This is a genomic window from Luteococcus sanguinis, assembly GCF_039527675.1.
GTDB lineage: Bacteria > Actinomycetota > Actinomycetes > Propionibacteriales > Propionibacteriaceae > Luteococcus > Luteococcus sanguinis.
Map to the genome: position 1 here is coordinate 1 of NZ_BAAAKI010000008.1, position 20,204 is coordinate 20,204.

The following is a 20,204-nucleotide window of genomic DNA, read 5'->3' on the forward strand; positions in this document are numbered from 1 at the left end:
CACTACGACCCCGCTGCCGATCGCGTCATGACCCCTTCTTGACACAGAGGGGTGCCAGTTGAGTGCTTTCGTCTACAGGCGACCGAGGACGATTCGAAGAGCCGCTGCCGGATCCTCGACTGTCGCGGTTGGCGGCAAAGTAGTTCCTTCGCGGCTGGTCTGGGCCGCCGGGCGTCGTTCTGAACAGGTGCTTCCTGGGACGCGCTGCTCGATGCGTTCGAGGGGCCAGTGCCTCCACGCGCCATTCGACTCGACCGGACATCGTGCACAGGGCAAGGCGACGTCAAACACACAGGTGGACCTCCGATGCCCACGCTGCGCCCGGCAGCGAGATTTCATCCACCGAGGTGCGAGAGGGCTATCTCCACCGAAGCGAACCGGTCCCCGTCGGGAAACGAAACTGCCGCCCCCGGCCCGAGCTCGTCCTGCGCGGCCCGTAGCCTACGCATCAAGACGCCGTACTCTCGATGATCACCGCCAGCCGCGTCCAGTACCCGCTGAAGGACACCTGCGTCGTCAGTCTCCAACGCGGCTTGGCCTGTCGTGATCAGGAATCGCCCTCGCCGCGAGAAGCGCCTCCACGAGGGTCGGTCGTCACTGACGGTCTCACTGAGTATCCACCCCATCGCGATCCCTCCTGCATGACCTCGAGGTTCACGCCCGGGGTCGAGCGTGATCCCCGTTCTCCTGGGCACGGCTCCGGAAGTGCTGTTGCCACTGCTCATCTTCCATGCGGTCCGCCTGCGCTAGCTGGGCCTGCGCGACCGTCCCCGCCAACGGCAGGACAACCGGTACGAGCGCCAACCAGGCACGCCCCGCGTCACAGAGCCACGCGCTGACAGTGATGGCCGGCACGTTCGACACGAGAAGCACCGCGATGGACGCCACCTCCAAACGTGCGGAATACCAATGAAACCGCCAAGGACCGAACTTCACGCCTTGGTACAGCGAGGGAAGAGCAACCACGATCCAGCTGAGGTCAACCACCAGCGCCCCCTTCTGGTCCACTCGTCGCTTCCAAGTCTGCTCCCTTAAGCCAGGAGAGGCGCACCCAATGGGCTGTGTCTCGTCCCTTTGCAGGTGGGTACGGGCGACAAAAATCGAGACGGAAGCTGCGGGAACTGGGCAGCGGGGTTCGCGCCCGTTGTCTCTCCGACAGCTCGGTCAGCGGCAGATGATCGCGGTCAGCTGGGGTCTGTGGAGAGCCGCGAGTGCATGACCAGTGATTGTGCCCGCCCTTGGACGCGCCACGCGTCGCGGAGGATTCCTTCAGCGATGAAGCCGGCCTTGCGGGCGACTCCTCTGGAGCCATGGTTGTCGGGTGAGCACCTAAGCTCGACGCGGTGGAGGCCCATCTCGTCGAACGCGAGGTCACACAGGGCTCGAACGGCCCTCGTGGTGATCCCTCGGCCTGCGTTGTCGTGGTCAATCCAGTACCCCACATCAGCGATGGACAGGACGAACCGAATGTCGAAGATGTGGGCAAAGCCGATCATGGCGCCGTCAAGCTCGATCGCGAAGGGGAGGCCCCATGGTCCGCGGTCGCCTGGTTCGAGTCGCGTGATCTCGGCTGTGGCTTCGGCAGGGCCGAACGGGGACCAGACCCAGTTGGCCCAGGCTCCGATCTCGGCCTGGTTGCGGTGGGCGAGTTCCGTAAAGCGGGTGCTGTGGTGTTGGCGCAAGGGGCGGAGGAACATTCCGTCGCCAAGGTCCCGCTCGTGCCAGAACGTGAGGACCTCATCGCGGGTGTGAGGGCGTCTGCTGTCCATGGCGTCGAGTATGACCCATTCGTCACCACGTGGCAGGCACCCGCACCGGACGCGGCAAAAGTGCGCGCATCTGGTGCTGTCGTCAGCTAGCGTGTGCGGCATGTTCCGGGCATGAAGTTCCTCATCACCTGTCGCGACGACCTAGGAACCTCCATGCCCGAAATCAGGAACTACGAAACCCCCGACGAGAAGAGCTGGCTACGCTGCCGCGTCCTGGCCTTCCTCGACACCTGCTACTACGACGACGTGTGGACCAAACGCCCCACCGACTCCCAGATCCAACTCGTCGCCGCCGAGGGCGCCGATGTGGTCGGCATCTTGGACGTCTGCATCCAGGATGAACTCGCAACGATCGACACCGTCTGTGTCCATCCCAATCACCAACACCGAGGCATCGGCACGGCACTGCTGGCCGAAGGCATGCGCCGCCTGCCCGCCACTGTCACCACTCTGGACGCCTGGACCCGCGAGGATCCGGACACTCTGGCTTGGTACCGGAGCCGGGGATTCGGCGAGTCTGACCACTACCTCCACGTCTACAAGGGATGGAACGAGCCCGGTGGCGACGGCTGGTCCTCACCCGCTCCCTTGTCGGGACCCCTGTTGGCGTACTGCCAAGCCTCGTTGGAGCATGAGGCTCAGCTGCGGGCCACCTACGAGCGCGTCTACGTCTGCCGGCGATTCAGTCAGCCGATCATGAGGTAGCCGAGGCGTTTCTGCCGCTGGCGGGTCCGTGACCCACCAGCGGCAGTAGCGTGCGTTCGGCCAGCCAAATTGACAGGCGCTCTGGGCAGCGCTGGCCCTAGCCTCAGGGGCATGGGCGAGTACAACCTTCTGGTCGAGGGCGTCTCAGGGACGGGAAAGACTTCGGTGTGCCACGAGCTGCGCCGCCGCGGCTACCAGGCGATCAATGGCGATACCGAACTCGCCTACCAGGGTGACCCGAGCACCGGCTTGCCGTCCACCGAGCCCGCCTGCCACGAGCATCACCTGTGGTGTGAGGACCGGGTTTGGGCGATCGCTGGGCAGACCGATCAGCGGTTCACCTTCTTCTGCGGCGGCTCGCGCAACTTCAAGCGTTTCCTGGACGTCTTCGATGAGGTGTTCGTCCTTGATGTCGACCGCGACAGCCTTCTCACTCGCCTGTCGCAACGTCCGAGTGACGAGTTCGGATCGCTGCCGGAAGAGAAGGCCTTCGTCCTGCGGCTGCATGAACTTGGCACGGATGTTCCCGCAAGTGGGGTGAGGGTTGATGCGACCCAGCCTTTGGGGATCGTGGTCGACCAGTTGCTGACTCGGGCGGAGGCAATCGCGGACGATCTAGCAAGTCGGTAGTCCTCAGGGCTTCCAATCGCGGCAGTAGCGGAAGTCCACAATGCGACGATTGCGCAAGGAACTCGACCATCCTCCGTGGGTACAGGCCGAGCGACGCGGCAACCATTGCCGAGATCTTCCAAGCAGCCAACGGGCCACGGCGGCCTGGCGCCACGACCAGGACCAGACCGAGCGCCCACGACATGTCGCCGGCGGAGGCCATTGCCAGGACGCAGCACGCCCCGGTCCGCGTTCCCAAACGGCAAGAAATTCGCGCTCCATCTAGTCAGCAGTTGGGGCGGCGTAAGTGTCGGTGCTGGCGGTGATGTCCGCGAGCATGGTCGGCAGGTCGAGGATCGCGCGACGGATAGCGCGATAGTCATCGTCCGGCACCACGATGTCACCCACGACGGCCGAGAACTCGTCGTCGTCGTCCCCTCCTAGCAGGCTCTGCGGGGCGGCGTTCGTGCCAAGCAGGTGAACGTAGCAGCCGTAGTCGATCTGGAGGACGTCGTACCGCTCGCCGGGATTGTCCTTGCCGGACCACCCGCGCTTGATGATGTGCAGGATGCGGTCGTCCACGAGTTGTTGAATGAGGGGGTCCTGTGTCTGATCCTGCTTGATCAGGAACGCCCGCGCCTTGCGGCCGGAGATCACGTCGCTCAGGATGCGGTCGAGCAGAGCGCGCGCGACAGGGACGCCGTTGAGCTGTGCTGCCTTGGTCGTGGTGTACAGCTGGGAAGAGGCCTCGCGGACGTGGGTCACGGAAATTTTGGACCCGCCCGCGCGAAGTCCGGCACGGCCGACGATGCTGAGCGCATCCCGGGGCACGCCCTCGGCCGCGCGGATGACCTCCTGCAACGAGGTGACCTGGGTGAACAGTGAGCTGATCAGGTCGTCCTCGGACTGGGGCGGCTCCTCGCCCATGCCGACTACAGCAGTCGAGATGTGACGGAACAGCAAGGCCCGAAAGAACGACAGGGATCGCTGCACCTGCTCCTCGCGGCTGCGGGCGGGGAACACCACGAACTCATCGAGGTCCAGCAGCGGGAACAGGTCCGCACCGATCTCCGCACCGATGTAGTTGCCGCGCTCACCCGCGATGCGCCACTCCGAGCGGTGCGGAATGGCGGCGATGCGCACGGACACCTTGGGGATGCCGAAGAACAACCGCCGGAGCATCTCGGCGAGGTACGGCTGGAGGTCGATGGGAATGCCGCTCCACTCGTCAATGAGCAGCCAGAACCGCTGGGCGTCATCTGCCTCGATGGCCCGGCGTATCGACTGCGTGACGCCGCCGAAGTGGATGCGGTGCCGGATCACGCCCGTCTGCCGGGTCCGTACGCCGTCTTCGCGGGCGGTCTCGCGCGTCGAGCGCGCGCCGAGTTTCAGCGACGGCAGCCCTCGGGAAGTCAATCCAACCCCGGCATCGGCTTGCGATCCCTGCGCCGACCGATCGGTTCGAGCGTCCTCTTGCTCGGTCTCTTGGGCGACCAGCACCTCCTGGAAGTGGTCGAGCATCTGGTCGAGCACGTCGATCTGCACCTTGACGTCGCCCGCGAACGCGGCTTCGAGCAGTTGGGTGTGGACGATGCTCAGCACATCGACCACGAGACGAGTCGCCCGTTCGCTGGTACTGAGGTTGGGGTCGGCGTAGCGGCCCTCGGTGGAGCCGACGTCCTGCTCCATATCGATGTAGACGACCCGGTTACCCTTCTCCCGCTCGGTCTGCGCCACGTACTTCAACGCGTGGGTTTTGCCGGTGCCCCGGCGACCGAAGACGATGCCGTTGTCCCTCGTTCCTAGGGCTGCGGTCAGCGATTCGACGTTGACGTACGTCGCGAGCACGTCCTCCTCGCTGACCCGCTCGGCGCGCTTCTCGACCTCTTGCAGCGCGCTCAGCAGGATCTTGGTGTCCACGGTGCACTCCCCTTCCCGACGGTCCCGGGTTCGGCTGCCCCGTGCATCGAATCTTGCCACGCCTGGCCGACCGTGTCGGGGAGTGCAGCCGGCCGCATCCCAACGTTTGCGCGGGTTGGAGGTGCTGCCGGGTCTGCGCAGGCGCATGGCCGCTCGTCCTGATCTCGGCGGAAGAGGATGCTCACGCACACCGCGCAGCGCCGAGCCCGGGCGTTCCCGGCTCTCAGGTCGTTCCTATGCTGCATATCGGGGCCCGCGTGCAACCTTCGCTGCATCTCGACACTCCCACGGAGGCTTTCGGTTGGGTGAACTCTCGTCCGATTCCTGACCACTGGCCCCCGAACACCAGCAGAGTGGAGCCATGGCACAGATGACACTGACGTTCCTGGGCGCAGCCGGCACCGTCACCGGCTCCAAGCACCTCGTCACGATCGGCGAGCGCCACGTACTGGTCGACGCCGGCCTCTACCAGGGGGAGAAGGTGTGGCGGGAGATGAACTGGAAGAAGTTCCCGGTCGATCCCGGCTCGATCAGCGACCTCATCCTCACCCACGCCCACCTAGACCACGTCGGCTACCTTCCCGCGCTCGTCAAGAACGGTTTCACCGGCACGATCTGGTGTGCTCCGGACACCATCGAGCTGGCCGAGATCGTCCTGATGGACTCCGCCCACCTGCAGGAGATGGACGCGAAGGACGCCGCCGAGGGTGGTTGGTCGAAGCACAAACCGCCGCTGCCGCTGTACACCCAGGACGACGTCCGGGAGACGATGCGCCTGTTCCGCCCGATCGAGTTCGACACCGACGTCGACCTGCGCGAGGGACTGCAGATCCGGCTGACCCGTGCCGGGCACATCCTCGGCTCGGCGTGCGTGAACATGACCCACGACGGGCGCTCGATCCTGTTCTCCGGCGACCTCGGACGCCATGACCACCCGGTCCTCAAGCCGCGCGGCATCCCTCAGGGCGCCGACCACGTCCTGATGGAGTCGACCTACGGCGACCGCGAGCATCCCGAGCCCGAGGGCTTGCCGCACGAACTGTTCGCCGAGACGATCCGCAAGACCGTCGCCCGGGGTGGGTCGGTGCTCGTCCCCGCCTTTGCCGTCGACCGCACCGAGGCCGTGCTCAAGGTCGTCACCGAACTGCGCAAGGCCGGACGGATCCCCGAGGTTCCCGTCTTCGTGAACTCGCCGATGGCGCTCGCGGCGCTCAAGGTCTACCGGAACTCCGACGAGCTGCGACCCGACATCCACGTCGACGACTTCACCGACCTCAAGGGCCTTCGCGAGGTGAAGTCAGCCGAGGAGTCCAAGGCACTCAACAACCCGAAGTTCCCCTGCATCATCATCAGTTCGTCCGGCATGGCGACCGGTGGACGCGTGGTGCACCACCTCGAGCACATGCTCCCCGACCAGCGGCACTCGGTCGTGCTGACCGGCTACCAGGGCGTCGGGACGCGCGGAAGGGTGCTGCTGGACGGCGCGAAGGAACTCAAGATGCACGGACGCTATGTGCCCGTCCGCGCGGAAATCGTGCAAGACAAGGAGTTCAGCGTCCACGCCGACTGCTCCGACCTGCTCGACTGGCTGCGCGACCTGCCCCGCAAACCTAGGACCGTCTACCTCGTGCACGGCGAACCCGACTCGGCCGCCGCGCTCAAGGAGCGCATCGTCACCGAGTTCGGCATCACCTGCGTGGTGCCCAGCTACGGCGAGGTGGTCAGCGTCGAGGTCGGGCCGGCGCAGCAGGGTCCGGAGATCGAGTCCCCCGAGCTCGTCGGAGCGCCGCCGCACATCCCGATTCCCATGCCTGCCACGGGTTCCGTGCCAGCGGGGACGGGTGCCGGGCTCACCACCCTGCAGCTCGCGAACCGGCTGGCGCGAGCGCTGGAGTCGGGCGATGGGGCAGCCCTGGGCGGTCTGGTCGCGGGCCCGGTGACCTCCGGTGGGCTGCCCGTCGACGCCGGCGCCTGGGCGGCCGGTCTGCGCGGCTTCGAGCTGGTCGACCTGGTCGACGCCGGACGTCGCGCCGTCGCCCGCGGTGTGGCAGGTGGACGAGAGGTTGTCCTCTTCCTGTCCCTGGACGGTGGCCGGATCACGGGCGTGGACGAGGTGTCCGGGGGCGAGTCCGCCACCGCGTCGACACCGGCCCAGCCCGTGGAGCCATCCGCGGGCCGGACCCCCCGTCCGTCCGAGGCCAGCGACGCCTAGATTTTGGAGCTGGCCGTCCCCTCCGGTGGGGCGCCGGAAAGACGGCAGATGAGCAGCCCCGCCCTCGACAAGGCAGCGCCCAACACGACAGGCTCCGACAGGACGCTGGACAACCAGACGCCCACCGCGCTCGCGCAACAGCAGACCAGTCTGCTGCGCAAGACCCTGGGACGCTTCGACATCATCTTCCTGCTTGTCGCTGCGGTGATCGGGCTGGAGAACCTTGGGCAGGTCTCGACCTACGGCGCCGAGGCCTTCACCTGGACCCTCGTGCTGGCCGTCACCTTCCTGATCCCCTACGGCCTGATCTTCGCCGAGACCGGCTCCGCCTTCGCCGAGGAGGGCGGCGCCTACACCTGGGTGCGCGACGCCTTCGGACGTCCGTGGGCCGCGATCGCGTCCCTGCTCACCTGGGTGACACAGCCGGTCTGGGTCGGCGGGACGATGAGCTTCCTGGCCACCGAGACCTGGAACCACGCCGGGCTCGGGCAGATCTCCGCCGGAAGCGCCACTGACTACGCCTTCAAGCTGGGCTTCACCTGGCTGACGGTGCTGGCCGCGATCATCAGCCTGCACTACGGCAAGTGGCTGCCGACAGTGGGCGCGATCCTCAAGGTGCTGATCCTGGTCCTGTTCGTCGGCTCGGCGATCGCCTATGTGGTGAACAACGGCATGGCGCCCATGTCGGCCGGCGACTTCAGCCCGACCCTGATGGGCTTCCTCGGCGCGACGCCCGTGCTGCTGTTCGCCTTCCTCGGTTTCGACTCCGGCAGTTCCGCGGCGGCCGAGATGAAAAATCCCTTGCGCGATGTGCCGGTCGGCGTGCTGCGCTCCACCGCGATCGCCGCCGCCTGCTACATCCTGCCGATCGCGGCGATCCTGGCCGTCGTCCCCAAGGACCAACTGTCGGGAGTGGGCGGCTTCCTCGACGCCACCAAGATCGTCTTCGGCGTCTTCGGCGGCGCGGCCGACTCCGTGATGCGCGTCGTCTCCCTGCTGCTGGTGCTCACCTTCGTCGCCCAGGGCGCGGCCTGGATGATGGTCTCCGACCGGATGCAGGCGATGGCCGCCGCCGACGGCGCCTTCTACGGCGGCTTCTTCGGACACTTCAACCGCCGCCTCGGCACGCCCGTCCGGATGAACCTGCTCTCGGGCGTGGTCGGGACGGTCTTCCTGCTGGCCGCGATGCAGGTGGACGGTTCTGCTGCCTCGGTCTTCGAGGTGGTGCTGATCATCTCGATCACCACCTACCTGCTGGCCTACCTGCTCGTCTTCCCGGCGGCGATCCGGCTGCGCACCGTCCGTCCGGACGTCCCACGCCCCTTCCGCGTGCCCGTCGGCAATGCCGGCTGGTTGGCGATGGGCGTGGTCACCTTCGCCTGGATCGCGCTGGGCTCGTGGGTCGCCGTCTTCCCCGGCACCCTGGAACCGCTGTTCGGCGTCGACTACGACTTCGTGGACGCGTGGGGCGTCAGCCGCACCCAGTTCGAGGTCTTCACGCTCGGGACGCTGGCCGTGCTCGGCGTGATCGGACTGCTCGGCTACTGGCTCGCGAAGCCGGTGCGCGAGCAGATCGGCACGGCGCCGTAGCCGCCCACCGCTGGCCGTCGTGCCGTGGCGCCATTCAGCTGGCTCTTGGCTGGGTCGGAGAGAATGTTCGTCATGTCGAGCGCCATCCACACCACACATGACTCCACGTGGGCTTGGCTGCGTCCCTTCCTGCTGTCGGCCGCGGCCGGTTTCGGGATCGTCGCGCTGTGGTGGTTCTTCGTGGGCACCCGCTCCGGCCAGGTGATGGACGCCGCGGCCCTCGAGGGCGGGCGAATCGGTTCCCACTACGTCATTCGGCTGAACTACTGGCTGCTGAACAAGGTCTCCGTGCCGGCCATCGCGCTGGCCATGGTCGTCGTCGCGGCCACTGCATTGTTGCGGCGTCGTTGGCTGCTCGCCCTGGAGGCAGCCGTGGTCATCGCCGGGGCGAACTTCTCCACGCAGGTGCTCAAGTACTCGATCTTCACCCGGTCCGACCTGATGGGGTCGACGACCTCGATGGCGAACGTGAACTCGCTGCCCAGCGGGCACACGACCGCCGCCGCCTCGGCGTGCGTCGCGGCCGTCCTGGTCGCACCCCCGGCGCTGCGCGTGCTGGCCGCCTGTCTCGGGGCCCTCGGCATGGTGGCCTTCGGCTGGTCGACCGTCGCGTCCAGCTGGCACCGTCCCTCGGACGTCGTCGCGGCCCTGCTGGTCTGCTTCTGCTGGGCGTTGATGGCGCTCGCGATCGAGGCCTTGCGTTACCGGCTGCTCGGACGGACGTCCGCCGAACGCACCGTGAGCGCACCCCCATCGCGCTTCTGGCCGGGGCTGCTGTTCACCGGCGGGCTGGTGGCATTGGCCCTCGCCTTCTGGGGCATCTGGTGGGCGCGCGACCTGGGCGAGTTCACCCGTGACACCACCTTCACCGCCTACGCGGCCAGCTCGCTGGGCATCGTCGGCGTCGCCTGCGCGGGCATGGCCGTGCTGTTGCGCCTGGTGCAACGGCTGGACGCGCGCCGAGGCTGACCATCTTCGCAGGCTTGGGTCTCAGCCCTGGCTGAGGTGGGCGACCACCCCGGCCGCCGGGATCTCCTGCGCCTGCAGCCATCCCAGCCCCGCCCAGCCGGAGATTTCGTCCGTGCGACCGCAGCTGGTTGCCTCGGCACGCAGGGGCTTGGTGAGCTGGTCCACCTGCGGGAACACCGACGGCGCCTCGGCCGAGTACGCGTCGAGGAAGGCATTGCGCAGCCCGCGGGCAGGACGACCGCTGAAGGCCCTCGTCACGACCGTTTCGCGGCCGGTGCTCAGCAGTTCTCGGTAGGTGGCCGAAGTGCCGGCCTCCGGGCAGCGAAGGAAGGCGGTGCCGCACTGCACCGCCACCGCGCCGGCGTCGAGCATCCGCCTGACATCGCCCGGGCCGCCGACGCCGCCCGCCGCGACCATCGGCAGGCCCACCTCGCGCAGTTCGTCGAGCAGGGCCAGGGCGTCGCGGTGGTTGGGTTCCTTGCTGACCTCGTGGGTGGCCCGATGTCCGCCCGCATCGAAGCCCTGGACGACGAGGAGGTCGGCACCCGCGGCGGCGGCCGCGCGGGCCTCGTCCAGGTCGGTGACGGTGACCAGGCAGGTGGTCCCGACGGAATGCAGGGCGGCGATGTCGTCGTCCGACGGGCAGCCGAAGGTGAAGCTGACCATCGGCACCGGGTCGACCTGGGTGAGCACCGCGAGCTTGTCGTACCAGCCGTCGTCGTCGCTCCAGTTGACGCGCGAGTAGTCGGCGCCGATGCGCTCGGCGTAGGCCCGCACTGCCGCCTCATCGCGTCGCTGGGAGGGCTCGTGCGGCACGAAGAGGTTCACCCCGAAGGGACGGTCGGTGAGCTCGCGGGTGGCTACCACTTCCCGCTCCATCGCCACGGCCGTCTTGTAGCCGGCCGCGAGAAATCCCGTGCCGCCAGCAGTGCAGACCGCGGCGACGAGTTCCGCGGTGGAGGGACCTCCGGCCATCGGCGCGGCGACGATCGGGCGATTCAGTTGGGGCCACATGCCTCCATCCCAACACGCGGCGAGCCAAGATGTGCGCCGAGCTTGCCCCGATCGACCTCCTGGCGGGCCTTCTGCGCAAAAACCGGCACACCTGGGGGTATCTGGTCGAGCATCGGGGTGCGTGTGGGAGACTGACCGCGTCCCCAGCGGAGGAACCCGGTGCAAACCCGGGACGGTCCCGCCACTGTGAGCGCCGAGGTGCGTGAGTCAGGAACTCCAGGGGCGATTCCACCCGCGGGCGAGAGACCCGACGGCGCGGTCGCGTGAGCCCTGCCGTCGTCCCCCGTGGACCGCAAGCGACCTCACGCTGGAGCATCGATGAAGCGCACCAGACCCGACCGCTGCCCGGGAGTGACCCGCCCCTGGCCCGCCGAAGACGGACTGCTGGTCCGGATCCGGCTGGTCGGTGGCGCCACCACGCGGGACCAGTTGCTGGCGCTGGCCGAGGTGGCCGAGCGTTTCGGCGACGGACGGGTGCACGTCACCAACCGCGCCAACCTCCAGGTTCGGGCCTTCCCGGCCGACGGTGACAAGCTCACGGACGATGCCCTCGCGGCTCTGGCCTCCACCGGTCTGGTCGGCTCGCTGTCCCATGACCTGGTGCGCAACATCATGGTCTCCCCCGGGACGCTTCCCGAACCCCGAACGCTTCCCGCGCCTGCCGAGGGGGCTCCGCGGCCAGCCACCACCACGCACCTCGCCGTCACTCGTGCCGACCTTCGCCCGGTCGCCACCCGAATGGACGAGCTCATCACCTCCAGCCCCGCCATGGCCCAGCTGCCCGGCAAGTTCCTGTTCTGTCTCGATGACGGACGCGGTGACCTGGTCGACCACTGGACCGACCTGGGCCTGGTCGCCCTCGACGCCGACCGCGGCCAACTGCGGATCGGCTCCGGCTGGGGCGAGGTCGTCCCGCTCACCGAGGCGGCCGACCACCTGGCCCGGCTCGCGCACGAATTCGTCACCGCGCGCGGCACCTCGGCGTCCGCCGCCTGGCACGTCGACGAGCTGGACCGACCCTTCGTCCCCACGACCACACCGCACGCGGACCTGCCCGCTCCACAGGGTCCGCTCCCCTACGGCGAGACCCCTGCGGGCGTCCACCACCACGTCCCGGAACAGGGCCTGGACCACGCGGGCATCGAGGCCCTCTGCGGCGAGGCGACCAATGTCGTCGTCACCCCTTGGCAGGGCATCCTGCTGCCGACCAACCAGCCGAGCCTGGCGGGTCTTCGATGAGCGAGCCCACGCGTCCGCCCCGCGCCTATGACTACATCGACCGCGGGGCCGCAATCTACGTCGACTCCTTCGCGACCATCCGGGCCGAGGCCGACCTCAGCCGGATCCCTGCCGAAGCAGAGAAACTGGCCGTCCGAATGATCCACGGCTCCGGTCAGGTCGACCTCGCGGACGACATGGTCGTCCACCCGGACCTCGTGCGCTCGGCACGTACGGCGCTGGAAGGCGGTGCCCCGATCCTGTGCGACGCCACCATGGTCGCCACCGGGGTGACGCGCAGCCGGTTGCCGCGCGACAACGAGGTGCTCTGCCTGCTCAACGACCCGCGCGTCCCCGGGCTGGCCACCGAATGGGCCACCACCCGGACCGCCGCCGCCGTCTCCCTGTGGGCGTCCCGGCTGGCGGGCGCGGTGGTCGCGATCGGCAATGCGCCGACCGCGCTCTTCCACCTGATGGAGATGCTGATCGCCGGAGCCCCCCGTCCGGCCGCGATCGTCGGCTGCCCGGTCGGCTTCATCGGCGCCGCCGAGTCGAAGCAGGCACTGGTCGACCTCTCGCGCGACCATGGCATCGACATCCCCTTCGTGACCGTGACGGGCCGCCGCGGCGGCTCGGCGATGACGTCGTCGGCGCTCAACGCGCTGGCCCAGGAACAGGAGTGAGCGTGGCGGGACGGCTGTACGGCGTCGGGGTGGGCCCTGGCGACCCCGACCTGATGACGGTGAAGGCGGCGCGGTTGGTGTCGGGGGCTGCGGTGGTGGCCTACCACTGTGCTCCTGGACGTCCGTCCAATGCGCGATCGGTGGTGGCCTCGATGCTGCCCACCGGCGTGGTCGAGGAACGTCTCGAGTACCCCGTGACAACGGGATCGGTTGACCACCCGGACGGCTACGAGAGCGCGCTCGGGGACTTCTACCAGTCGGCTGCGGAGCGTCTGGCGGCCCACCTGGCGGCCGGCCGGGACGTCGTCCTGCTCGCCGAAGGTGACCCGCTGTTGTACTCATCCTTCATGTACCTGCATGACCGGCTGAGCGGACGCTTCGAGGTCGAGGTGGTGCCGGGCGTGCCTGCCTTCGCGGCAGCGACGGCGACCACGGCCACCGCCCTGGTGCGCCAGGAGGACGTGCTGACGGTGCTCCCCGGCACCCTGCCCGAGCCAGAGCTGGCACGACGTCTGGCCGACACCGACGGCGCGGTGATCATGAAGCTGGGCAGAACCTTCCCGGCGGTCCGCCGGGCCCTGGCCGCCGCCGGGCGTCTGGACGGCGCGCTGTACGTCGAGCGCGCGTCGATGCCCTCCGAGCGCTGGCTGCCGGTGGCGGAGGTGGACGAGTCGTCGGTGCCGTACTTCTCACTGGTGGTGGTCCCGGGGGACGCGCTCCACGGGCAGCGGTCCCGCATGGTCAGCTCCAAGAACCCCGAGCCTCTGGAAGGGTCCGAGCCTGCCGAGGCGACCCCCGCGGAACTGCTCGTCCTCGGTCTTGGGCCCGGGCCCGACCGCTGGACCACCCCGGAGGTCACCGACGCTCTGGCCACCGTTGGCCACGTGATGGGCTACGCGCCCTATGTGAACCGGGTGCCCCAGCGCGCGGGACTGGTGCGGCACGCGTCCGGGAACACCGTCGAGGTCGACCGCGCCCGAGAGGCCCTCGAGCTGGCACTGGCCGGCGAGAGGGTCGCGGTCGTGTCGGGCGGCGATGCGGGGGTCTTCGGGATGGCGTCAGCTGTCTTCGAGGCCGCGCAGGACGAGCGGTTCGCAGGCGTCCCGATCAGGGTGCTGCCGGGGGTGAGCGCGGTGCAGGCCGTCGCCGCCCGAGCAGGCGCCCCGGTGGGCGCCGACTTCGCCGTCGTCTCGCTGTCCGACCGGTTGAAGCCGTGGGAGGTGGTCGAGAACCGGCTGCGTCACGTCGCGCAGGCCGACCTGGTGCTCGCCATCTACAACCCCGCATCGCGCACGCGCACCGAGCAGATCGCTCGCGCCCGCGAGGTGCTGATGGAGCACAAGGACGCCGGGACGATCGTGATCGTCGGACGCAATGTCGGACGCGAGGGGGAACGGCTGGAGGTCATCACGCTGGGCGAGCTGGACCCGACGACCATCGACATGTCCTGCCTTGTCATCGTGGGTTGCACGGGAACCAGGGTCGACAATCACGGCGTCTGGAGCCCTCGTTTCGTCACGCCCGAGCCTGTCGAGGGGGATCGATGACCATCCATTTCGTCGGAGCCGGGCCCGGCGCGGCCGACCTGCTCACCGTCCGCGCCACCCGCCTGCTGGCCGCGGCGGACGTCGTCCTCTACCCCGGCACCTACCTCGACCCGGCGGTGCTGGAACATGTCAGCCCGGACGCCCGGTTGGTCGACACCCAGCACCTGGACCTCGACCAGATCACCGCCGAGCTGGTGTCCGCCCACGCGCGTCACGAGTCGGTCGTCCGCCTGGCCTCGGGCGACCTGAGCGTCTATTCGGCTCTGTCGGAGCAGACTCGGCGCCTCGACGCGGCGGGAGTCGACTGGGATGTGACACCCGGTGTCCCCGCCTACGCGGCCGCCGCGGCGCTGGTGGGCAAGGAGCTGACGGTGCCGCTGGTGGCGCAGTCGGTGGTGCTCACCCGCGCGCAGGCGCGTTCGACGGCGATGCCGGACGGCGAGCAGCTGGCGGCCTTCGCGGCGACCGGCGCGACCTTGGTGCTGCACCTGGGGATCACGCGGGTCGGGGAACTGATGGACGAGGTGCGCCCGCACGTGGGCGGTGACTGCCCCGTGGTGGTCGTCCACCGAGCGAGCCAGCCGGACGAGCTGGTGCTGCGTGGGAGCGTTGATTCAATTGCTGACAAGGTGAAGGAGGCCGCCCTGAAGCAGGCGGCCGTGATCCTGGTAGGCCGCTCCCTCGCCCCGACGAACCCCGGCGAGAGCCACCTCTACGACAGCTGCCGGGCTCGCCACACCTGAGGGCCTGTCAGCAGGCGTCAGCGGGCTGAACCTGCTTCACCCCCCAGCTCCACTGACCACTGGGTGACGGTGCGAGCAGGCGTCCATCCCGTGAAGCGGCCGACCGGCGCGGACTTCTCGACCGCGATCCGGGTCAGCTCACCACCGTGCTCGGCGTAGGCCGAGGCCAGCGCCTGCTCCGACTCCAGGGTCACCGCGTGGGCCACCAGACGTCCGCCCGGCGCCAACGCGGCCAGGCACTGGTCCAGCAGACCCGGCGTCGCCGTCCCGCCTCCGATGAAGATCGCGTCCGGGGCATCCAGTCCGGCCAATGCCTCAGGCACCCGACCATGCACCACCCGAACCCCCGGAACCCCCAGCCGCGCCGCATTTCGTTCGATCCGGGCGGCGCGTTCCACGTCCCCCTCGATCGCCGTGGTTCGGCAGGTCGGGTGCGCCCGGGCCCATTCGATGCCGATGGAACCAGCACCAGCCCCGACATCCCACAGGTGCTCCCCGGGGACCGGCGCCAGACGCGCCAGCGCGGAGGCTCGCAGGTCCCTCTTGGTCAGCTGGCCATCGTTCTCGAAGGCATCATCGGGCAGCCCCGGAACCCAGCCCAGCCGACGTGGCCCGACCAGGTCCAGCGCGATCACGCCCAACCTCGGACCCTCGCCCACAAACTCGTCCGCCCGCACCACGCGATGGGTCTGCGCCTGCGAACCAAGGTCCCCGAGCAGGTGCATCACCGACGCGCCGAAACCCTGTTCACACAAGAGTCCAGCCACCAAACCGGCCGTGGACTCGTCCGAACCCAGCACCAGCACCCGATGCCCCGGCGCCAGCTCGCGCGCCACCAGCGACACCGGACGCCCCACCACCGAGACCACCGCGCACGACTCCGCCGGCCAGCACAGTTCGGCCCGGGCGAGCGCGACCGATGAGACCGCGGGGACGACCCGCACCCGGTCGGCTCCCAAGGCATCCACCAGGGTCGTCCCGATGCCCGAGACCAATGGATCACCCGAAGCCAGCGCCACGACCTCCGAGCCAACCAGCCCGGCCAACATCTCGTCCAGACCGGCCTTCAAGGGCCGTGGCCACTCCAGCCGCCGCTGCCCACCCACCTCGGGCACCCCCACCTCAGGCACCAGGGCCAACTGCCGCGGCGCGCCGACGAGCACGCCGGCCCCGGTCACCAGTTGCTGGGAGCGCAGGCCGAGCCCGTCCCATCCGTCCGCGCCGATGCCGACGACGGTAACCCTGCATGCGTCCATGGCCAGAACCTACCGTGGGCCGCTTTCGCTAGGGTGGGCAGTACTTGGCACGAGGTGCCCCACGAGCCAGCGCGGTCGGAAACGGCGGTGCCGGGCGGTGGGGAGAATCTGGGAAGCCGGTGGGAATCCGGCACAGGCCCGCTGCGGTGACCCCGGCCCTGCAACGCAGGGATCGGGGCGAGTCCGAAGACCGGCCTCGCGCCTGACCGGGCGGCAACGCGCCGCTCCGGACGGACCTGAGCGGGAGCCTCACATGCCACAGCACTACCCCTTCACCGCCATCGTCGGCTGCGCGCCCGACGCGCTTGAGCCGATGGGACTGGCGTTGGTGCTGGCCACCATCAATGCCGAGATCGGCGGTGTGCTGGTCCGCGGCGAGAAGGGGACGGCGAAGTCGACGGCCGTGCGTGGGCTCGCGGCGGTACTGCCCCCGATCGAGGTGTACGAGCACGACCGCTTCTCCATCGACCCTGCTGATGCGCGGGCGACCTCACCGGATGGTCCCTTCGAGGTGGGTTCTGCCCGCCTTCGACGACCGGTTCGGTTGGTCGAACTGCCGGTCGGTGCGACGGAAGACCGGGTGCTCGGATCCATCCACCTGCAGTCGGCCCTGAGCGCTGGCGAGGTCACCTACGAACCCGGCCTGCTGGCCCGCGCGCACCGCGGGATCCTCTACGTGGACGAGGTGAACCTGCTCCACGACCACCTGGTCGACCTGCTGCTGGACGCCGCCGCGATGGGACGTTCCACGGTCGAACGGGACGGGATCTCGCTCAGCCACCAGGCGAAGTTCGCGTTGATCGGGACGATGAACCCCGAGGAGGGCGAGCTGCGTCCCCAGCTGTTGGACCGATTCGGCCTGACGGTCGAGGTGGCGGCGCCGCGCGATTCCGCGCCACGCTCTGAGGTCGTCCGCCGGCGGCTTCGCTACGACGCTGACCCAGACGCCTTCACCGCGCGATTTGCTGGCACGGAAGAAGAACTGGCCCGCCGGATCGAGGCGGCCCAGCGGAACCTGCCGCAGGTGCGGCTGGGCGACCGGGCGTTGGAGCTGGTCGCCAAGGTCTGCGCCGCCTTCGAGGTGGACGGACTGCGCGCCGACATCGTCACCGCCCGCGCCGCGATCACGCACGCAGCCTGGTCGGGCCGGGCGCAGGTCACCAAGGCCGACATCCGTCAGGCCGCGCTGTTAGCCCTACCGCACCGTCGGCGCCGCAATCCCTTCGACGCCCCGGGCTTGGACGAGGAACTGCTCGACCGCGTGCTCAACGAGGATGACTGGGACGGGGACGACTGGGACGGGGACGACTGGGACGGGGACGATCCAGACGATCCCTCCACGCCCCCCGATACTGAGCCCCCAACAGCCCCCGAGTCTGCCGAGGGGCCCGACGATTCGAGCACTCCCCCCAACGGCCCCGACACTGCGACCGAGCCTGATTCGCCGGTTGAGGGGCCGGAGGTCACCTCGACAAGCTCGGCCGACGTGAGCCCGGTGCCCGAGCCGGACCCCTCCACGATCCCCAAGCCTGACGAGGGGTCTCACCGGCCAGCTGCACCGGATTCGGACGGGCCCACCTCGCTCCACAAGGCCGCCAACCCCAACCCACGTCCCAAGCTCCTGGCCGTTCGCGGCGTCGGCCGGGGCGCGTCCGGGCGCAGGTCCCGCGCGATCACCACCGACGGACGCCGCATCGGCGCCACCATCCCCACCCCCGGCGAACCCGGGACCATCCACCTCACCGAGACCCTTCGCGCCGCCGCCGGCGCCCAGCCCACCCGGCGCCAACACGCGATCAACCGGGAAACCGCGATCAACCGGGAAACCGCGATCAACCGGGAAACCGCGATCAACCGGGAAACCAGGGTGCAACTGCACGCGGACGACCTGCGGATTGCGATCCGGGAAGGGCGTGAGGCGAACCTCGTCCTGTTCTGCGTCGACGCCTCGGGGTCGATGGCCGCCCGTCGCCGGATGGTCCAGGTGAAGACCGCGATCCTGTCGCTGCTGCTGGATGCCTACCGTCGCCGCGACACTGTTGGCCTGGTCAGCTTCCGCGCGAACGGCGCCGAGCTGGTGCTCCCGCCGACCCGATCGGTCGACATCGCGGCCGCGCGGCTCGACGAGATCCCGGCCGGCGGACGCACCCCGCTGGCCGAGGGACTTCTCGCGGCCGCCCGCGTGCTGGAGCGTGAACGCCTTCGGGACCCTCGTCGTCGCCCGCTTTTGGTCGTGGTGACCGACGGACGCGCGACCACCGGCCCGGATGCGGTCGCCCGTTCACTGGCCGCAGCGGACGTGGTGGCCCAGCTGGGCGTGTCCACGGTGGTGATCGACTCGGAAAGCGGTCCGATGCGGCTGGGTCTGGCTCGAGGTCTGGCCGCCCGGCTGGGCGCCGACCATCTGCCCGTCGACGAGGTCACGGCCCAGGCCCTCACCGGCGCGGTGACCCAGATGCGGACCCCCCAATCATCCGGCCCCGAATCATTGGGGAAACTTGGCTACCACCAGTGGAACCAAAGTTCCCCAATAACGGCTGCGGGCTGATGGTGGCCCACCTGCCCCGCCTCGTGCTGGCCGCGCCGTCGACCGGATCGGGCAAGACGACCATCTCGTCCGGCCTGATGGCGGCGCTGCGTTCGTCCGGCCTCGACGTGAGCGGCCACAAGGTCGGCCCCGACTACATCGACCCGGGTTTCCACGCGCTGGCCACCGGGCGTCCCGGACGGAACCTCGACCCCCATCTGGTCGGCGAGGAACGCATCGTGCCCCTGCTGTTGCACGGCGCGCGCGGCGCCGACATCGCCGTCGTCGAGGGTGTGATGGGCCTGTTCGACGGGCGTCTGGGCACCGACGGGTTCGCGTCCACCGCGCACGTCGCCCGCCTGACCCAGACCCCGGTCGTGCTGGTGCTGGACGTCGGCCGCGCCAGCCGGACGATCGCGGCCGTCGCCGCCGGGCTCGCGGGCTTCGACCCTGCCGTGCGGGTCGGTGGCGTGATCCTCAACCGGGCTGGCAGCACGCGCAACACCGCCGAGATCTGCCGCGCGTTGGAGGGCGCCGGGCTGCCCGTGGTGGGTATCGTCCCTCGTCGCGATGACCTGGTGGCTCCCTCGCGGCACCTCGGGCTGGTCACCGCGGCGGAGCTCCCCGACGCCGTCGCCCTGGTCGAGCGGCTGGGCGAGCACGTCGGCCAGCACGTCGACCTGACCGCCGTGGTCGAACTCGCGAACACCGCCCCCGTCCTGCGCGAGGCACCGTGGGATCCCGCCGCCGAGGTCACGCCCGTCGCGGGAATGCCGGTCGTCGCAATGGCTTCCGGCGCCGCCTTCACCTTCCGCTACCCCGAGACCGCAGAGCTGCTGACCGCCGCCGGGTGCCGGGTCGTTAAGTTCGACCCACTGGCTGACCCCCTGCCCGAAGGCACCCGCGCGCTCTACCTTGGCGGTGGCTTCCCCGAGGAGCACGCACACCGGTTGGCGGCCAATGCACCGCTGTTGGCGCAGGTGCGCGAGGCGATCGCGGACGGCCTGCCGACGGTCGCCGAGTGCGCCGGGCTTCTCTACCTGGGCAGGGAACTCGACGGGGTGCCGATGGTCGGCGCGCTGCCCACGATCGCTGCAATGGCACCCCGGTTGACGCTGCGGTATCCGTCCGCGAAGGCCGTCGGGGACGACCTGTTGAGCCGCGTGGGCGAGGTCGTCACGGGCCACGAGTTCCACCGGACCACCACCGACCCCTCGGCCGGCACCGACGGCCTCCACGCCGCCTGGACCATCGACGGAGCGGACTTCGGCTTCTGCGGGCCCAGCGTCCACGCGTCCTACCTGCACGTGCACTGGGCCGGCCATCCCCGGCTGGCGCAACGGCTGGCCGACGCCGCCGCGCGCTCGGATGGTGGGAAGACTGGCGGGTTGATCGCTTCAACCGCAGGGTTGTGACGCTCAGCCCACCACTTCGGCAACAGC

The 20,204-nt window shown here is 69.3% G+C and carries 16 protein-coding genes and 2 riboswitches; of the genes, 11 read left to right on the plus strand and 5 right to left on the minus strand.

Annotated elements, in window-relative coordinates; translation table 11 throughout:
* Positions 1-654: 654 nt before the first annotated feature.
* Both ABD089_RS06800 and ABD089_RS06805 read right to left on the minus strand, forming a co-directional pair.
* On the minus strand, positions 655-1,008 hold the full coding sequence (locus tag ABD089_RS06800; RefSeq protein ID WP_343885524.1) for a hypothetical protein: 354 nt from the start codon (positions 1,006-1,008) through the stop codon (positions 655-657).
* A gap of 176 nt (positions 1,009-1,184) precedes the next feature.
* The gene (locus tag ABD089_RS06805) at positions 1,185-1,769 is read right to left on the minus strand and encodes a GNAT family N-acetyltransferase (protein WP_343885525.1); all 585 of its coding nucleotides are present in this window, start codon (positions 1,767-1,769) and stop codon (positions 1,185-1,187) included.
* Positions 1,770-1,922: 153 nt separating this feature from the next.
* Here ABD089_RS06805 and ABD089_RS06810 point away from each other — a divergent pair, with 153 nt between their 5' ends.
* Together ABD089_RS06810 and ABD089_RS06815 are read left to right on the plus strand one after the other, a co-directional pair.
* A complete protein-coding gene (locus ABD089_RS06810) occupies positions 1,923-2,474 on the plus strand; it encodes a GNAT family N-acetyltransferase (RefSeq protein WP_343885526.1) in 552 nt (183 codons plus the stop codon).
* A 111-nt stretch (positions 2,475-2,585) separates the two neighbouring features.
* Positions 2,586-3,104: a nucleoside/nucleotide kinase family protein gene (locus tag ABD089_RS06815; protein ID WP_343885527.1), complete on the plus strand. Its 519-nt coding sequence runs from the start codon at positions 2,586-2,588 to the stop codon at positions 3,102-3,104.
* A 261-nt stretch (positions 3,105-3,365) separates the two neighbouring features.
* On the opposite strand, the gene ABD089_RS06820 is transcribed toward ABD089_RS06815, so the two are convergent.
* Positions 3,366-5,003 (minus strand): ORC-CDC6 family AAA ATPase, encoded by a 1,638-nt coding sequence (locus ABD089_RS06820; protein WP_343885528.1) that lies wholly within the window; start codon positions 5,001-5,003, stop codon positions 3,366-3,368.
* Between the two features lie 361 nt (positions 5,004-5,364).
* Between ABD089_RS06820 and ABD089_RS06825 the strand changes: the two genes are divergently transcribed.
* The 3 genes from ABD089_RS06825 to ABD089_RS06835 all read left to right on the plus strand — a co-directional run bounded on the left by ABD089_RS06825 (position 5,365) and on the right by ABD089_RS06835 (position 9,774).
* Positions 5,365-7,215, plus strand: coding sequence for an MBL fold metallo-hydrolase RNA specificity domain-containing protein (locus ABD089_RS06825; protein ID WP_343885529.1), 1,851 nt, complete (start codon positions 5,365-5,367; stop codon positions 7,213-7,215).
* A 48-nt stretch (positions 7,216-7,263) separates the two neighbouring features.
* Positions 7,264-8,805 (plus strand): APC family permease, encoded by a 1,542-nt coding sequence (locus ABD089_RS06830; protein ID WP_343885531.1) that lies wholly within the window; start codon positions 7,264-7,266, stop codon positions 8,803-8,805.
* A 72-nt stretch (positions 8,806-8,877) separates the two neighbouring features.
* Positions 8,878-9,774, plus strand: coding sequence for a phosphatase PAP2 family protein (locus tag ABD089_RS06835; RefSeq protein ID WP_343885533.1), 897 nt, complete (start codon positions 8,878-8,880; stop codon positions 9,772-9,774).
* A 21-nt stretch (positions 9,775-9,795) separates the two neighbouring features.
* Here the strand turns inward: ABD089_RS06835 and ABD089_RS06840 are convergent, their stop codons facing one another.
* On the minus strand, positions 9,796-10,788 hold the full coding sequence (locus ABD089_RS06840; RefSeq protein ID WP_343885535.1) for a nitronate monooxygenase: 993 nt from the start codon (positions 10,786-10,788) through the stop codon (positions 9,796-9,798).
* Between the two features lie 149 nt (positions 10,789-10,937).
* Positions 10,938-11,005: riboswitch (cobalamin riboswitch) on the plus strand.
* 101 nt (positions 11,006-11,106) lie between these two features.
* Here ABD089_RS06840 and ABD089_RS06845 point away from each other — a divergent pair.
* The 4 genes from ABD089_RS06845 to ABD089_RS06860 are packed head-to-tail and all read left to right on the plus strand — an operon-like array spanning position 11,107 to position 14,979.
* Positions 11,107-12,027: a nitrite reductase gene (locus ABD089_RS06845; RefSeq protein ID WP_343885536.1), complete on the plus strand. Its 921-nt coding sequence runs from the start codon at positions 11,107-11,109 to the stop codon at positions 12,025-12,027.
* Positions 12,024-12,689, plus strand: coding sequence for a precorrin-8X methylmutase (locus ABD089_RS06850; protein ID WP_343885537.1), 666 nt, complete (start codon positions 12,024-12,026; stop codon positions 12,687-12,689). Before ABD089_RS06845 ends, ABD089_RS06850 begins: the two co-directional genes overlap by 4 nt.
* Positions 12,686-14,236, plus strand: coding sequence for a precorrin-2 C(20)-methyltransferase (locus tag ABD089_RS06855; RefSeq protein ID WP_343885538.1), 1,551 nt, complete (start codon positions 12,686-12,688; stop codon positions 14,234-14,236). Before ABD089_RS06850 ends, ABD089_RS06855 begins: the two co-directional genes overlap by 4 nt.
* On the plus strand, positions 14,233-14,979 hold the full coding sequence (locus tag ABD089_RS06860) for a cobalt-precorrin-4/precorrin-4 C(11)-methyltransferase (RefSeq protein ID WP_343885539.1): 747 nt from the start codon (positions 14,233-14,235) through the stop codon (positions 14,977-14,979). Before ABD089_RS06855 ends, ABD089_RS06860 begins: the two co-directional genes overlap by 4 nt.
* Positions 14,980-14,996: 17 nt before the next feature.
* On the opposite strand, the gene cbiT is transcribed toward ABD089_RS06860, so the two are convergent.
* Positions 14,997-16,235, minus strand: coding sequence for a precorrin-6Y C5,15-methyltransferase (decarboxylating) subunit CbiT (cbiT, locus tag ABD089_RS06865; RefSeq protein ID WP_343885541.1), 1,239 nt, complete (start codon positions 16,233-16,235; stop codon positions 14,997-14,999).
* A gap of 86 nt (positions 16,236-16,321) precedes the next feature.
* A riboswitch (cobalamin riboswitch) is annotated at positions 16,322-16,431 on the plus strand.
* A 57-nt stretch (positions 16,432-16,488) separates the two neighbouring features.
* On the opposite strand from cbiT, the gene ABD089_RS06870 reads away from it, so the two are divergent.
* Positions 16,489-18,783 carry a VWA domain-containing protein gene (locus ABD089_RS06870; protein ID WP_343885542.1) on the plus strand — a complete coding sequence of 765 codons (2,295 nt, stop codon included), beginning with the start codon at positions 16,489-16,491 and terminating at the stop codon, positions 18,781-18,783.
* On the plus strand, positions 18,747-20,177 hold the full coding sequence (locus tag ABD089_RS06875) for a cobyrinic acid a,c-diamide synthase CobB (protein ID WP_343885543.1): 1,431 nt from the start codon (positions 18,747-18,749) through the stop codon (positions 20,175-20,177). Before ABD089_RS06870 ends, ABD089_RS06875 begins: the two co-directional genes overlap by 37 nt.
* Positions 20,178-20,204 lie beyond the last annotated feature (27 nt).

Excerpts from the sequence above, each read along its gene's own strand:
- ABD089_RS06805 (WP_343885525.1), bottom strand. The coding sequence starts at position 1,769 with ATGGACAGCAGACGCCCTCACACCCGCGATGAGGTCCTCACGTTCTGG.
- ABD089_RS06810 (WP_343885526.1), top strand. The coding sequence starts at position 1,923 with ATGCCCGAAATCAGGAACTACGAAACCCCCGACGAGAAGAGCTGGCTA.
- ABD089_RS06815 (WP_343885527.1), top strand. The coding sequence starts at position 2,586 with ATGGGCGAGTACAACCTTCTGGTCGAGGGCGTCTCAGGGACGGGAAAG.
- ABD089_RS06825 (WP_343885529.1), top strand. The coding sequence starts at position 5,365 with ATGGCACAGATGACACTGACGTTCCTGGGCGCAGCCGGCACCGTCACC.
- ABD089_RS06830 (WP_343885531.1), top strand. The coding sequence starts at position 7,264 with ATGAGCAGCCCCGCCCTCGACAAGGCAGCGCCCAACACGACAGGCTCC.
- ABD089_RS06835 (WP_343885533.1), top strand. The coding sequence starts at position 8,878 with ATGTCGAGCGCCATCCACACCACACATGACTCCACGTGGGCTTGGCTG.
- ABD089_RS06840 (WP_343885535.1), bottom strand. The coding sequence starts at position 10,788 with ATGTGGCCCCAACTGAATCGCCCGATCGTCGCCGCGCCGATGGCCGGA.
- ABD089_RS06845 (WP_343885536.1), top strand. The coding sequence starts at position 11,107 with ATGAAGCGCACCAGACCCGACCGCTGCCCGGGAGTGACCCGCCCCTGG.
- ABD089_RS06850 (WP_343885537.1), top strand. The coding sequence starts at position 12,024 with ATGAGCGAGCCCACGCGTCCGCCCCGCGCCTATGACTACATCGACCGC.
- ABD089_RS06860 (WP_343885539.1), top strand. The coding sequence starts at position 14,233 with ATGACCATCCATTTCGTCGGAGCCGGGCCCGGCGCGGCCGACCTGCTC.
- cbiT (WP_343885541.1), bottom strand. The coding sequence starts at position 16,235 with ATGGACGCATGCAGGGTTACCGTCGTCGGCATCGGCGCGGACGGATGG.
- ABD089_RS06870 (WP_343885542.1), top strand. The coding sequence starts at position 16,489 with ATGCCACAGCACTACCCCTTCACCGCCATCGTCGGCTGCGCGCCCGAC.